Origin of the sequence: Streptomyces sp. CB01580 (assembly GCF_001905795.1) — a bacterium.
GTDB lineage: Bacteria > Actinomycetota > Actinomycetes > Streptomycetales > Streptomycetaceae > Streptomyces.
The window spans coordinates 35,615-52,053 of record NZ_LIXJ01000017.1 but is presented as its reverse complement, the minus strand read 5'-3'; the positions used below and the strand labels follow the sequence as shown (position 1 = coordinate 52,053).

Here is a 16,439-nt window from a genome sequence, read left to right as displayed (position 1 = left end):
CCACCTCCCCGCACGGTTCTCCGCACACCTCTTCGCACACCTCTTTGCACAGGAGTGGCGACACCCGATGACCAACGACGAAAAGCTGTTGTCCTACCTCAAGCGGGTCTCCGCCGATCTGCACCGGACCCGTCAGCGGCTGCGCGAGGTGGAGACGCAGGACCGGGAACCCGTCGCGATCGTCGCGATGAGCTGCCGCTTCCCCGGTGGGGTCGGCACGCCCGAGGAGCTCTGGCGGCTCGTCCACGACGGCACCGACGCCATCGGGGACTTCCCCGCCGACCGGGGCTGGGACACCGAAGCCCTCTACGATCCGGACCCGGACGCCACCGGCAGGACGTACACCCGGCGCGGCGGCTTCCTGGACGACGCGGCGGGATTCGACCCGGAGTTCTTCGGCATCAGCCCGCGCGAGGCCCTCGCCATGGACCCGCAGCAGCGGCTGCTGCTGGAGGTGTCGTGGGAGGCGCTGGAACGCGCCCGTATCGCCCCCGACTCGGTGCACGGCACCCGCGTCGGGGTGTTCGCCGGTACGAACGGCCAGGACTACCGGGACGTCCTGGCGAGGACGGAGCAGGACGCCGAGGCCGCGCTCGGCACGGGCGCCCTGGCCGCCGTGATCTCCGGCCGTATCTCCTACACCCTCGGGCTGGAGGGCCCGGCCGTCACCGTCGACACCGCCTGCTCCTCCGCGCTCGTCGCGGTGCACCTGGCCGTACAGGCCCTGCGCGGCAAGGAGTGCTCCCTCGCGCTCGCGGGCGGCGCCACGGTCATGTCCACCCCCAACTCCTTCATCGCGTTCAGCCGTCAGCGCGGGCTCGCCCCGGACGGCCGCTGCAAGTCCTTCGCGGAGGGCGCCGACGGCACCGGCTGGGGCGAGGGCGCCGGGATGCTGCTGCTGGAACGACTCTCCGACGCCCGCCGCAACGGCCACCAGGTGCTCGCCGTCATCCGGGGCTCCGCCGTCAACCAGGACGGCGCCTCGAACGGGCTGACCGCGCCCAACGGCCCCTCCCAGCAACGCGTCATCCGTGCCGCGCTGGCCGGTGCCGGGCTCACCACCGCCGACGTCGACCTGCTGGAGGCGCACGGCACCGGCACCACGCTCGGCGACCCGATCGAGGCGCAGGCGCTGCTGGCCACGTACGGGCAGGACCGGCCCGAGGACCGCCCGTTGTGGCTGGGCTCGGTCAAGTCCAACATCGGGCACACCCAGGCCGCCGCCGGAATCGCCGGAATCATCAAGGCCGTCATGGCGATGCGGCACGCCGTACTGCCGCGCACCCTGCACGCCGAGGAGGCGTCCACCAAGGTCGACTGGGAGCGGGGCGACGTCCGCCTGCTCACCGCCAACCGCCCCTGGACCGACCCGGGGCGGCCCCGGCGGGCCGCCGTGTCCTCCTTCGGCGCCAGCGGCACCAACGCCCACACCATCCTGGAGGAGGCCCCGGCCGTCGAACCGGCCGTCGAACCGGACATCGAACCAGCCGTCGAAACGGTCGGTGAGCCGACGTCGTCCGAGCCGTCGGCGCCGCGCACCGCACCGCCGCTGGTGCCGTGGGTGCTCTCCGGCCGGACCGAGCACGCCCTGCGCGAGCAGGCCGCCCGCCTGGCCGCCGCCGTCACGGACCAGGACCCCGTCGACGTGGCCCACTCCCTGGCCGTCACCCGCACCGCGCACGCGCACCGGGCCGTGGTCCTCGCCGCCGACCGCGAGCACCTGCTCGACGCCGTGAACCGGCTCGCCGAGGGCGGCCCGGCCGCCGCGCTCGGCCGCGTGCGCAAGGGACAGACCGCCTTCCTGTTCAGCGGCCAGGGCTCCCAGCGCCCCGGCATGGGCCGCGAACTGTACGGGCGCTTCCCGGTCTTCGCCCGCGCCTTCGACGAGATCTGCGAACGGTTCGACGACGACGAACTGCGCGACCTGGTCCTCGGTGACGATCCCGAGCCGCTCAACCGCACCGCCCGCACCCAGACCGCGCTGTTCGCCTTCGAGACCGCGCTGTACCGGCTGGTGGAGTCCTGGGGCCTGGAACCCGACTACCTCGCCGGGCACTCCATCGGCGAGATCACCGCCGCCCATGTCGCGGGCGTACTGGACCTCGCGGACGCCGCCACGCTGGTGGCCGCGCGCGGCCGGCTGATGCAGGCCCTCCCCGAGGGCGGCGCCATGATCGCCCTGCGCGCCGGGGAGGACGAGGTTCGGCCTCTGCTCACCGACCGGGTCGGGCTGGCCGCCGTCAACGGGCCCGACTCCGTCGTCGTCTCCGGCGACGCCGCCGAGGCCGAGGTGATCGCCGCCCGGTTCGCCCGGAGCAGACGGCTGAAGGTGTCGCACGCGTTCCACTCGCCGCTGATGGAACCCATGCTGGACGAGTTCCGGTCCGTGGTGTCGTCCCTGACGTTCCACCGGCCGACCGTCCCCCTGGTGTCCCACTTGACGGGCGCGCTCGCCGGACAGGACGTCACCACCCCCGACCACTGGGTGCGGCACGTGCGCGAGACGGTCCGCTTCCACGACGGGATCCGCGTTCTCGCCGCCCAGGGCGTGACCCGCTACCTGGAGATCGGCCCCGACGCGGTGCTGACCGCCATGGCCCGCGAATGCCTGGCCGCCGAGGACACCGACGGCCGCCACGCCGACGATGACGCCGGTGCCGGTCACGGCGCCGAAGGCAGTCGCGTCGGTCGGGACGCCGCCGACCACGGTGCCGGCCGCGGTGTTGACGGCGGCCCCGTCGGCCGGGACGCCGTCCTCGTCGCCGCCTGCCGTCGCGAACGGGACGAGTCCGAGACCCTGCTCACCGCCCTGGCCCGGCTGTGGGCCGCTGGTGACGGCCCGCGCTGGGAGGCGCTGTTCACCGGCGCCACCACCGTCGACCTGCCCACCACCGCCTTCCGGCGCGAACGGTTCTGGCCCGAGACGGTCGCCCCGGTCGGCGACGTCGGCGCCGCCGGACTCGACCCCGCCGACCACCCGCTGCTCGGCGCCGCCACCGTGCTCGCCGACTCCGACGCGGCGGTGCTCACCGGCCGGCTGTCGGTACGCACCCACCCCTGGCTCGCCGACCACGTCGTCGCCGGCTCGGTCGTGGTGCCCGGCACCGCCATGGTGGAACTCGCGGTCCGGGCCGGTGACCAGGTCGGTCACGTCCGGCTGGAAGAACTCGCCCTGGAAGTACCGCTGGTGCTCCCGCCCGACGACGGCGTCCGCGTCCAGGTCGCCGTCGGCGCCCCCGACCCCGCCGGGGCCCGCACCGTCCAGATCCACGCGCGCGCCGAGAACCTGCCCGCCGACGCCCCCTGGACCCTGCACGCCTCCGGCCTGCTCACCGCCTCCGCCGACGCCGCCCCCGGCGCGGCCGTCCCCGGTGCCCGGCTCGACGCCTGGCCCCCGCAGGACGCCGAGGAGCTCGATCTCAGCGGCCTGTACGAGCGGCACGCCGCCTCCGGTCTCGACTACGGACCGGCCTTCCGCGCCCTGACCGCCGCCTGGCGGGACGGCGACGCGCTGTACGCCGAGGTCCGGCTCCCGGAGCGGCCGGCCGCCGACGCGCCCCGCTTCGGCCTGCACCCGGCCGCCTTCGACGCCGCCCTGCACGCCCTGGCCCTGCTCGGCGACGGCTCCGGCGAGGAGACCGCCCGGCTGCCGTTCACGTTCACCGGTGTCACCCTGCACGCCGTCGGTGCCTCCGCCCTGCGCGCCCGGATGGTGCCCACCGGCGACCACACCTTCGCCGTCGACCTGGCCGACCCCGCGGGAGCGCCCGTCGCCACCGTCGAGTCACTGGCCTCCCGCCCACTGACCGGGTTGCGCGACGAGCACGACCCCGTCGCCGACGCCCTGTTCGCCCTCGCGTGGCAGCCACTGGCACTGGGCACCGACGCACCGGCCACCGACGCTTCGGGCATCGCGGCCCCGGACCCCGACGCCGCCGGCACCGGCCACCGGCTGCTGGAGACCGCACCCGGCAGGGACGCCGACGCGGTGCGCGCCGCGCTGCGCACCGTGCTCGCCGCACTCCAGGACGACGATCCCCGCCCGCTGGCCGTCGTCACCCGCGGCGCCGTCTCCGCCGACGGCGAGGACGTGCCCGACCTCGCCGGAGCGGCTGTATGGGGCCTGGTCCGCTCCGCCCAGTCGGAGAACCCCGGCCGGTGCGTCCTGCTGGATCTCGAACCCGGCACCGACCCCGGCCCGCTCCTGCCCGCCGTGCTGGCCTCCGGCGAACCGCAGATCGCCGTGCGTTCCGGTACCGCCCGCGCGGCCCGACTCGTACGCGCCGCCGCGCCCCACGACCGTCCGGCACCCGGCCTCGACCCCGACGGCACCGTCCTGCTCACCGGTGCCACCGGCGGACTCGGTCCCGTACTCGCCCGGCATCTGGTCCGCGACCACGGCGTACGCCACCTCGCCCTGGTCAGCCGGAGCGGTGCGGCCGGCGATCTGGTCGCCGAACTCGCCGCCCTCGGCGCCGACGCCACCGCGTACGCCTGCGACGTCGCCGACCGCGACGCGCTCGCCGCCGTCCTGGCCACCCTCCCGCAGGACCGTCCGCTCACCGCCGTCGTCCACGCCGCGGGCGTCCTCGACGACGGAGTGGTGTCGTCCCTGACGCCCGAGCGGATCGACACCGTCCTCGCGCCCAAGGCGCTCGGCGCCCTCCACCTCCACGAGCTGACCGGCGGTCACGACCTGTCCGCGTTCGTGCTGTTCTCCTCCGTCGCCGGGATCGTCGGCGCCCCCGGACAGGGCAACTACGCCGCCGCCAACGCCGTCCTGGACGCGCTCGCCGCCCACCGCCGTGCCCACGGCTCGCCCGCCGTGTCCCTGGCCTGGGGGCCGTGGGCCCCGACCGGCGGCATGACCGGCGCCCTGGACGACGCCGACCTCGCCCGCATGTCGCGCGGCGGCATGACCCCCCTGTCGGCCGAGGAGGGCACCGCCCTGTTCGACCGGGCGGTCCGCACCGACCGCGCGGTACTGGCCCCGGTCCGCCTGAACCCGTCCGCCCTGCGCGCGCAGGGCGGCGAACTCGCCCCGGTCCTCGCGGCGTTGGCCGGGCGCACGGTACGCCGGGCGGCGGCCGCCGCCGACGGCACCGGGCCCGCCTTCGCCGACCGCATGGCCGCCCTCGGCGAGGCGGAGCGCGCCGACGCGCTGCTGCACACCGTCCGCGTCCACGTGGCCGCCGTCCTCGGGCACGCCGGGCCGGGCACCGTGGAGACCGACCGAGCCTTCAAGGAACTCGGCTTCGACTCGCTCGCCGCGATCGAACTGCGCAACTCCCTGTCCGCCGAGACCGGGCAGCGGCTGCCCGCCACCCTGGTCTTCGACCACCCCTCGCCCGAGGCGCTCGCCGCCCACCTCGGTACCCTCGTCGGTACGGGGACGAGGGCGGGCGGCGCGGACCGGCGCACCGGCCGTACCCGGCGGGCCCGCGCCGACGAACCGCTGGCGATCGTCGGCATGGCCTGCCGCTACCCCGGCGACGTCCGCTCCCCGCAGGACCTGTGGCGGCTGGTCGCCGACGGCACCGACGCCATCGGGGACTTCCCCGTCGACCGGGGCTGGGACGTGGACCGTGTCGTCGACCCCACCCGGCAGCGTCCCGACACCTCCTACGTGGGCCGGGGCGGATTCCTGTACGACGCGGGCGACTTCGACGCCGCGTTCTTCGGCATCAGCCCCAAGGAGGCGCTCGTCACCGACCCGCAGCAGCGGCTGCTGCTGGAGACCTCCTGGGAGGCGTTGGAGAGCGCGGGCATCGACCCGCTCTCCCTCAAGGGCAGCCCGACCGGTGTGTTCGCGGGCGTGCAGTACCACGACTACTTCGGCAGCTTCGGATCCGGCAGCATCATCTCCGGACGGGTCGCCTACACCCTCGGACTGGAGGGACCTTCGCTGTCGGTCGACACCGCCTGCTCCTCCTCGCTGGTGGCCCTGCACCTGGCCGGGCAGTCGCTGCGCCAGGGCGAGTCCACGCTCGCGCTGGTCGGGGGCGTCGCGGTCATGGCCACCCCGGAGACCTTCGTCGAGTTCAGCCGACAGGGCGCGCTCGCCCCCGACGCCCGCACCCGCGCCTTCGCGGACGCGGCCGGTGGCACGGTGTGGGGCGAGGGCGTCGGCGTCCTCGTGGTGGAGCGCCTCTCGGACGCCCGCCGCAACGGCCACCCGGTCCTCGCCGTCGTGCGCGGCACGGCCGTCAACCAGGACGGCGCCTCGAACGGGCTGACCGCGCCCAACGGCCCCTCCCAGGAACGCGTCATCCGCCAGGCCCTCGAGAACGCCCGGCTCACCACCGCCGACGTCGACGTGGTGGAGGCGCACGGCACCGGCACCACGCTCGGCGACCCGATCGAGGCGCAGGCGCTGCTGGCCACGTACGGGCAGGACCGGCCCGAGGACCGCCCATTGTGGCTGGGCTCGGTCAAGTCCAACATCGGGCACACCCAGGCCGCCGCCGGAGTCGCCGGAATCATCAAGATGGTGCAGGCGATGCGGTACGGCACGCTGCCCAGGACCCTGCACGTCGACCGGCCGTCCACCGAGGTGGACTGGGAGGCCGGGCAGGTGCGCCTGCTGACGGAGGAGCGGTCCTGGCCGGAGGCCGGGCGCCCGCGCCGGGCCGGGGTGTCGTCCTTCGGGATCAGCGGCACCAACGCCCACGTCGTCCTCGAACAGGCCCCGGACGGCGAACCGGTCGACCCGGCCGAACCCGTGGCCCCGAGCGCAGCCGTGGCCCCGGCCGAACAGGCCGCGCCGACCGACCGGCCCGCCCCGGCCGAACAGGCCGTACGAGCCGATCAGGCTGATCAGGCCGATCAGGCCGTTCAGGGCGCACCGGCCGACCGGTCCGACGAGCCCGGATCCGCCCCGGGGGCACCGGGAACCACCGCCCCGGGACTCGCCGTCCCCTGGCTGCTCACGGCCAAGTCGCCCGCCGCGCTCGCCGGTCAGGCCACCGCGCTGCTCGCCCACCTCGACGCCCACCCCGGCCTCGACCCGTCCGACGTCGGCTGGTCGCTGGCGACCACCCGCGCCCGCTTCCCCCACCGGGCCGCCGTCACCGGCACCGGCCCCGCCGAACTGCGCGTCGCGCTCACCGCGCTGGCCGCCGGGGACACCGCCCGCAACCTCCACCAGGGCACCGCCACCGGCCGCGCCCGGCCCGTCTTCGTCTTCCCGGGCCAGGGCTCCCAGTGGTCCGGCATGGCCACCGAACTCCTCGCGGAATCAACGGTGTTCGCCGCCCGGATGGCCGAGTGCGCCGACGCGCTGAAGCCGTACACCGACTGGGACCTCCGCGCGGAACTGCGCGGGCGACTCGACCGCGTCGACGTCGTCCAGCCGCTGCTGTGGGCGGTCATGGTGTCACTGGCGCACACCTGGAGCAGCCACGGCGTCACCCCGTCCGCGGTCATCGGCCACTCCCAGGGCGAGATCGCCGCCGCCTGCGCGGTGGGCGCGCTGTCCCTGGACGACGGTGCGCGAGTGGTCGCGCTGCGCTCCCGGGCCATCGCCGAACTGCTGTCCGGCTCCGGCGGCATGATGTCCGTCGGGGAGGGTGCCGACCAGGTGCGGACCCGGATCGCCGAGTGGGGCGGCAGGCTCTCCGTCGCCGCCGTCAACGGTTCCGCCTCCACGGTCGTCTCCGGCGACTCCGACGCCCTCGACGAACTCCTCGCCCGGCTGCGCTCCGAGCACGTCCGTGCCAAGCGGCTGCCCGTGGACTACGCCTCGCACAGTGCCCACGTGGAGTCCCTGCGCGAACGCCTCGCCGACGTGCTCGACGGGATCCGCCCGCGCACCACTGACGTCCCCTTCTACTCCACCGTCACCGGAACCGCGGTCGACACCGCCGAGCTCGGCGCCGACTACTGGTACACCAACCTCCGCAACACCGTGCTGTTCGAGGAGGCGGTACGCGGCGCCGCCGCCGACGGACACGCCCTGTTCGTCGAGTGCAGCCCGCACCCGGTGCTCACCGTCGGCATCCAGGAGACCGACGCCGCCGTGGCCGCCGTCGGCTCGCTGCGCCGCGACGAGGGCGGCCGGGACCGGCTGCTCGTCGCCCTGGGCGAGGCGTTCACCCACGGCGCCGCCGTGGACTGGACCACCGTCGCCGAGGGCCGCCGCACCCGCCGCGTCCCGCTGCCCCCGTACGCCTTCCAGCGCGAGCGGTACTGGCTCGACTCCACCGCCACCGGCGCCGATGTCACCGCCGCCGGTCTCGCGGCCACCGACCACGCGCTGCTCGGCGCCGCGATGGTACGGGCCGGCAGCGGGGAAGCGGTCCTCACCGGCCGTATCTCCGTCGGCACCCACCCCTGGCTGAACGAGCACCGGGTCGCCGGCCGGCTGCTGTTCCCCGGCACCGGACACCTCGAACTCGCCCTGCGCGCGGGGGACCAGGTCGGCTGCGGCGACCTCGTCGAACTCACCCTCCACGCCCCGCTGGTCCTGCCCGAGCACGGTGCCGTGCAGCTCCAGGCCGTCGTCGGCCCGCCCGAGGGCGCCAACCGCCCGCTGACCCTCTGGTCCCGCCCGGAGAGCATCGACGAGGACCAGCCCTGGACCCGGCACGCCGACGGCCTCCTCGCCCCCACCGGCACCCTCCCCGCCGCCGTCGAACCGCTCACCGCCTGGCCCCCGCAGGGCGCCGACCCGGTCCCGCTGGACGGCCTGTACGAGGAACTCGCCACGCTCGGCCTGGGCTACGGTCCCCTGTTCCAGGGGCTGCGCGCCGCCTGGCGCACCGAGGACGCCCTCTACGCCGAGGTCGCCACCGAGGCCGCCGTCGACGGCTTCGCCCTGCACCCGGCCCTGTCGGACGCCGCCCTGCACACCGTCGGCCTCACCGACGCCGCCGGTGACCGGGCGCTGCTGCCGTTCGCCTGGTCCGGCGTACGGCTGCACGCCACCGGCGCCACCGCGCTGCGCGTCGAGGTCCGCGCCCGCGGCGAGGGCACCGTCTCCCTCACGCTCACCGACCCCGCCGGCGACCCCGTCGCCACGGTCGACTCCCTCGCCCTGCGCCCGCTGCGCGCCGACACGGTCGACGCCGCCGCCCGATCCACCGGGTCCGGTGCGCTCTACCGAGTCGACTGGCTGCCCGCACCCGCCCCGACGGAGCCCGTGCCCGCGCCCGAGGAGCTGGAGGTGCTGCGCGCCCCGGCGGGGGCCGATGCCGCCGGGACACGCGCGGCCGTCGCCGCCGTGCTCGACGGTCTGCGCGCCCGGCTCACCGATGAACTACCCGCTGACGAGCGGCCCGTGGACGAGCGGCTCACCGACGAGCGCGGAGGCGACCGCACCCTGGTGGTCGTCACCGGCACGGACCCGGCGGGGGCGGCGGTCGGCGGTCTGGTCCGCTCGGCGCAGTCGGAGAACCCCGGCCGCATCGTCCTGATCGAGGCCGACCACGTGACCGTGACCGACTCCGGGACCGGGAGCGCGGCCGACACCGGGAGCGCGGCCGACGCCGCTGCGGACACCGCCTCCGACCTCGCCCGTCTCGCCGAGGCCGTCGCCACGGGCGAGCCGCACCTCGCGCTGCGCGACGGCGCCTGGCACGTGCCGCGCCTCGCCCGCATCACGCCTTCCGCTCCGGATCCGGCCGACGACCCGGACCGGGATCCCGGGGCCACGGGCCGACGCAGCGCCTCCGCCACCGCCGAACCGGCGGTCACCGAACCGGCCGTCACCGGACCCGGTCTCGGCACCGGCACCGTCCTGCTGACCGGTGCGACCGGCGCCCTCGGCGGCATTGTCGCCCGTCACCTGGCCGGTGAACGGGGCGTGCGGCATCTGCTGCTGCTCAGCCGGAGCGGCGCGCCCGACGCGCTCGTCTCCGAACTGACCGCGCTGGGTGCCGAGGTCACCACCGCCGCCTGCGACGTCGCCGACCGGGACGCGCTCGCCGCAGTCCTCGCCGCGATACCCGCCGACCGCCCGCTGACCGCCGTGATCCATGCGGCCGGCGTCCTGGCCGACGGCGTGCTCGCCTCCCTCACCCCCGAACGCGTCGACACGGTCTTCCGGCCCAAGGTCGACGCGGCCTGGAACCTGCACGAACTCACCGTCGGACTCGGCCTGTCGGCGTTCGTGCTGTTCTCCTCCTCCGCCGCGACCCTCGGCTCCCCGGGCCAGGGCAACTACGCCGCCGCCAATGCCTACCTCGACGCCCTCGCCGCGTACCGACGGGACCGGGGCCTGCCCGCGCACTCCCTGGCCTGGGGCCTGTGGGACCGGGCGAGCGGCATGACCGGCACCCTCGACGACAACGACCGGGCACGCATCGCCCGGGGCGGAGTCGCCCCGCTGTCGACCGAGGACGGGCTCGCCCTGTTCGACGCGGCCCTGCGCGATGGCGAACCCGCCGTTCTGCCGGTGCGCCTCGACACCGCCGCGCTGCGCGCCCAGGCGGACTCCCTCGCCCCGCTGTTCCGCGGTCTGGTGCCCGTACGGCGTGCCCTCGCGGCGGGCCGGGACGGGACGCCCGGCGCGGCCCCGCTGCGGGACCGGCTCGCCGCCCTGCTGGAACCCGAGCGCGAACCGTTCCTCACCGAACTCGTCCGGAGCCGCGTCGCCACCATCCTCGGCTACCGCTCCGCCCAGGACGTCGGCCGCACCCTGGCCTTCCGGGAACTCGGCTTCGACTCGCTGGCCGCCGTGGAGCTGCGCAACGGCCTCGCCGCCGCGACCGGGCTGCGGCTGCCCGCCACCCTCGTCTTCGACCACCCCACCCCGGCGGAGCTCGCCCGCCATCTGCTCGGCGAGCTGACAGGCACCCTCGACGCCCCCGGACCCGCATCCGCACCCGGGGCCGGAGCACGGGCCGCCGCCGACGAACCCATCGCCATCGTCGGCATGGCCTGCCGCTTCCCCGGCGACATCGCCTCGCCGGAGGACCTGTGGCGGCTCGTGGCCGAGGGCCGCGACGCCGTCGGGGAGTTCCCCACCGACCGGGGCTGGGACATCGAGACCCTGTACGACCCGACCCTGGACCGGCCGGGCACCAGCTACACCCGGCACGGTGCCTTCCTGTACGACGCGGCCGGATTCGACCCCGCCTTCTTCGGCATGGACGAGGAGGAGGCCCTGGTCACCGACCCGCAGCAGCGGCTGTTGCTGGAGACGTCCTGGGAGGCCCTGGAACGTGCCTCCATCGACCCGGCCACCCTCCGCGGCTCCGACACCGGAGTGTTCGCCGGGGTGATGTACCACGACTACTTCGGCAGCTTCGGCTCCGGCAGCGTGGTCTCCGGACGGGTCGCCTACACCCTCGGGCTGGAGGGGCCGACGCTCTCCGTCGACACCGCCTGCTCCTCCTCCTTGGTGGCCCTGCACCTGGCCGCCCAGGCCCTGCGCCAGGGCGACTGCTCCCTCGCCCTGGCCGGGGGCGTCACCGTCATGGCCACGCCGGGCACGTTCGTGGAGTTCAGCCGCCACCGCGGACTGTCCCGCGACGGCCGCTGCCGTCCTTTCGCGGACGCCGCCGACGGCACCGGCTTCGGCGAGGGCGCCGGTGTGCTGCTGCTGGAACGGCTCTCCGACGCCCGCCGCAACGGCCGTACGGTCCTGGCCGTCCTGCGCGGCACCGCCGTCAACCAGGACGGCGCCTCGAACGGCATCACCGCCCCCAACGGCCCCGCGCAGCAACGCGTCATCCGCCGCGCGCTCGAAGCGGCCGGGGTCGCCGCCGCCGATGTCGACACGGTCGAGGCGCACGGCACCGGCACCACCCTCGGCGACCCCATCGAGGCCCAGGCTCTGATCGCCACGTACGGTGCCGAGCACACCGAGGAGCGGCCGCTCTGGCTCGGCTCGGTCAAGTCCAACCTGGGCCACACCCAGGCCGCCGCCGGGGTCGCCGGAGTCATCAAGATGGTGCAGGCGATCCGCAACGAGACCCTGCCGGCCAGCCTCGGCATCGACCGGCCCTCCCGGCACGTGGAGTGGGAGGGCGCCAACGTCCGGCTGCTGGCCGAGTCCCGCCCCTGGCCGGACCCGGGCCGCCCGCGCCGCGCGGGCGTCTCCTCCTTCGGCATCTCCGGCACCAACGCCCACGTCATCGTCGAGGCCGCACCGCCCGAGGCTCCGGCCGCCCCGGCCCCCGCCCCGGAGCCGCCCACCGTCACCGTCGCGCCCGCCACCGTGCCCTGGCTGCTGTCCGGCCACACCCCGCAGGCGCTGCGCGCCCAGGCCGCACGGCTGCTGGGCCACCTGACCGGCATCCCGGGCACTTCGGCCGGCACCCCGGAGGACGGCCCGCACCGGATCGCCGGGGCCCTCGCCCACGCGCGCACCGCGCTCGGCCATCGCGCCGCCGTCGTCGGACGCACCCGTGAGGACCTGGTCACCGGACTGCGGTCGCTCGTCGAGGGCCGCACCCCGCCCACCGGCACCACCGGCACGGCCACCGACGGCAAACTGGCCCTGCTCTTCTCCGGCCAGGGCTCCCAGCTGCCCAAAATGGGCACCGGACTCGCCGCCGCGTTCCCCGTCTTCGCCACCGCCCTCGACGAGATCCGCGCCCAGCTCGACCCGCTGCTGGACCGGCCGCTCACCGAAGTCATCGGCTCCGCCGAACTGTTGGAGCGCACCGAGTACACCCAGCCCGCCCTGTTCGCCTTCGAGGTGGCCCTGTTCCGGCTGCTGGAGTCGTTCGGCGTCCGGCCCGATCTGCTGGCCGGACACTCCGTCGGCGAGTTCGCCGCCGCGCACGTGGCGGGCGTCCTCGGACTCCAGGACGCCTGCCGGCTCGTCGCCGCGCGGGGCCGCCTCATGCAGGCGCTCCCCGAGGGCGGAGTGATGATCGCCGTACGCGCCGCGGAGGACGAGGTCGTACCGCTGCTCGGAGACGGAGACGGAGACGGAGACGGAGACGGAGACGGAGACGGAGACGGCGACGGCGACGGCGATGGTGAGGGAGGGAGCGACGGCGTCGGCATCGCGGCCGTCAACGGGCCCGCCTCCGTCGTGATCTCCGGACCGGCAGGACCGGCCCGCGCTCTCGCCGCCCGTTTCGAGCGCACCAAGGAACTGACCGTCGGTCACGCGTTCCACTCCGCCCTGATGGAACCGATGCTCCAGGAGTTCCGCGAGGTCGCGGAGTCGGTCACGTACGGTCCCTCGCGCATCCCCCTGGTGTCCACCCTCACCGGGGCCCCGGCAACCGCCGACGAACTGTCCACCCCCGACTACTGGGTGCGGCACGCCCGCGAGACGGTCCGCTTCGCTGACGCCGTGGCCCGCCTGCGCGACGCGGGCGTACGGCACTTCGCCGAGGCCGGACCCGGCGGCGCGCTCACCGCCGCGGCCCGCGACTGCCTGCCCGAGGATTCCGCCGTCGTCCCGCTCCAGCGCAAGGACCGGCCGGAGGCCGAGGCCCTCGTCGCCGGGCTGGCCGCCCTGCACGTGCACGGGGCCGCCGTCGACTGGTCGGGGCTGCTGTCCCACCGCGACGGATCCGACCTGCCCACCTACGCCTTCCAGCGCGACTCCTACTGGATGACCGGCGACCCGGCCGCGACGACCCCCGCCACCGGCCACCCGCTGCTCGGCACCGCCGTCGAACGCGCCGATGCCGACGCCACCCTGTACACCGCGCGGCTCTCCCTCTCCGCCCAGCCGTGGCTGGCCGACCACGCCGTTGGCGGCGTACCGCTGCTGCCGGGTACGGCGTTCGTCGAGACGGCCCTCGCCGCCGGGGCCCGGCTGGACTGCCCGGTGATCGACGAACTGACCCTCGCGCAGCCGCTGGTACTGCCCGTGAACGGTACCGTCCGCCTCCAGTGCACCGTCGGCGAACCGGACGCCGACGGCGCCCGCGCCTTCCACGTGTACGCCACGCCCGCCGACGGCGAACCGTGGAGCACCCACGCCACCGGCATCGTTCGTCCCGCCACCCCGGAACCCGCCGCCCCGGAACCCGCCCACGACCTGACTGCCTGGCCGCCCCCCGGCGCCGAACCGGTCGACGTGGACGGCGTCTACGACCGGCTCGCCGGACTGGGCGCCGAGTACGGTCCACGCTTCCAGGGACTGCGCGCCGCCTGGCGCCTCGGCGACGAGGTGTACGCCGAGGTCGCCGTGGACACGGCGGGCGCCCCGTTCGCCCTGCACCCGGCCCTGTTCGACGCCGCGCTGCACGCCATCGGGCTGCGCGCCGGGGCCCCGGAACGGATGGCCCTGCCGTTCTCCTGGAACGGCGTCGAGCTGTACGCCGAGGCCCCGACGGCCCTGCGGGTGCGGATAGCTCCGCTGGGACAGGGCGCCGTACGCGTCGACGCCGCCGACGTCGACGGGCGGCCGGTGGCGCGGGTCGCATCGTTGACGCTGCGGGAGATCGACCCCGCGCGGATCGCCACGGCCGCCGCGGGCGGGCACGACGACCTGTTCGCCCTCGACTGGGTGCCCACGAACGTGCCCGCCGCCCCGCAGGCCGGCCGGTGGACCGTGCTCGGCACCGCCCATGACACCCTGGCCGCCGCACTGGCCGGGGAGACCGCCGAGGTCACCACCGCCGCCGATCTGGCGGAGGCCGCCGCCCACGCCCCGGACGTCCTGGTCGTCCCGCATTCCGGCGGCGATCGCCCCGAGGAGATCCGGGCAGCGACCCGGCGGTTGCTGGCCACGGTGCGGGACTGGCTCGCCGACGAGCGGTTCGGCGGCACCGGCCTGGTCGTGACCACCCGGGGCGCCACCGGCCCCGGGTGGTCCGGGGCCGCCGACGCGGGCCCCGGACACACCGCGACCATCGATCCGGGCCGCACCACGGTCACCGACCCCGGCGCCGCCGCCGCATGGGGTCTGATCCGCTCGGCCCAGTCCGAGCACCCCGACCGGATCGTCCTGGCCGACCTCGACGACAGCGACGCCTCACGTCGGCTGCTGCCCTCCGCCGTCGCCTCCGGTGAACCCCAACTTGCCCTGCGCGACGGCATGATGAGCACCCCGAGGCTGGTGCGCGCGCCCCGTCGCACCGAGGCGGCGCCGGTCGACTGGACGGGCGGCGTCCTGATCACCGGCGGCACCGGCGCCCTCGGCCGACTGGTGGCCCGCCATCTGGTCACCGCCCACGGTGCCACCCGGCTGGTCCTGCTCAGCCGTACCGGGGCCGACGCGACCGGCGCCGGGGATCTGCGCGAGGAACTGACCGCCCTCGGCGCCAGGGTGACCTTCGCCGCCTGCGACGCCGCCGACCGCTCCGCCCTCGCCCGCGTCCTCGACGAGTACCCGGTCACCGCCGTGGTGCACACCGCGGGCGTCCTCGCCGACGCCGTCCTCACCTCGCTCACGCCCGAGCGGCTGGACACCGTGCTGCGGCCCAAGCTCGACGCCGCCTGGCACCTGCACGAACTCACCGCGGACCGGCCCCTGACGGCGTTCGTGCTGTTCTCGTCCGCGGCCGGTCTGCTCGGCAGCCCGGGCCAGGCCGGATACGCCGCGGGCAACGCCTTCCTCGACGCCCTCGCCGCCTACCGCAGGGCCCAGGGGCTGCCTGGTGTCTCGCTCGCCTGGGGCGCGTGGGCGGGCAGCGGCGGCATGGCGGACCGGCTCGGCGACACCGACGCCCACCGCATCGCCGCCGGCGGCGTCCTCGCCCTCGACGCACGAACCGGCCTGGACCTCTTCGACACGGCGGTGGGACGCGAGGAACCGGTCCTGCTGCCCGCCCGCCTCGACCTGGGCGCGCGGGACCCCCACCGGATCGCGCCGCTGCTGCGCGGACTGGTGCGCGCCCCGCGCCGGACCGGCGCCGCCACGACGGCCGCCTCGGCCGCGCTCCGCCGCGACCTGGCCGCGCGCGCCCCCGAGCAGCGGTCCGCCCGCCTGCTGGAACTCGTACGGGACGAGGCCCGGCAGGTGCTCGGGACCGAGGAGTTCGACGCCGAACTGCCTTTCAAGGAGCTCGGCTTCGACTCACTGACCGCGGTGGAGTTCCGCAATCGGCTCAACGAGGCGACCGGGCTCCGGCTCTCCGCCACCCTCGTCTTCGACCACCCCAGCCCGGCGGCGCTCACCGAGCACCTGGCCGCCGAACTGGCCCCGCCCGCGGGGGAGAGGTCCAGCGGGACGGACGGGGAGGACGACGAGGAGGCCACCGTCCGCGCGGCCCTGGCCGCCCTTCCCCTGGCGAGGCTCCGCGAGGCCGGACTGCTGGACGGTCTGCTCGAACTCGCCGGAGTGCGCCCCGTCCGGGAGCGCGCCGCGAACGAGACGCCAGGCCGCCCCTCGATCGACGCGATGGACGCCGAGAGCCTCATCACCCTCGCGCTCGACGACCTCGTCCGCGACGACGACGCCCCGTGACCGTCCGCGACGATGCCCCGGGACGTCTCCGTTCGCGCAGACGTCCCGGGACGGTCTTTGTTCGTGACGATGCCCGTACAAGGAAGAGGACCATGGCCGAGCCCCAGAAGCCGGACAC

Annotated in this window: 1 protein-coding gene; it reads left to right on the top strand. The window is 75.7% G+C overall.

Annotation, left to right across the window (positions count from 1 at the left end; genetic code table 11):
* The first annotated feature begins 67 nt into the window (after positions 1 to 67).
* Entirely contained in the window at positions 68 to 16,321 is a 16,254-nt protein-coding gene (locus tag AMK22_RS23525) for a type I polyketide synthase (protein ID WP_107430620.1), read from the top strand.
* Positions 16,322 to 16,439: the final 118 nt, after the last annotated feature.

What these genes read in the sequence shown, in the direction of transcription:
- AMK22_RS23525 (WP_107430620.1), top strand. Translation starts at nt 68, where the DNA reads ATGACCAACGACGAAAAGCTGTTGTCCTACCTCAAGCGGGTCTCCGCC.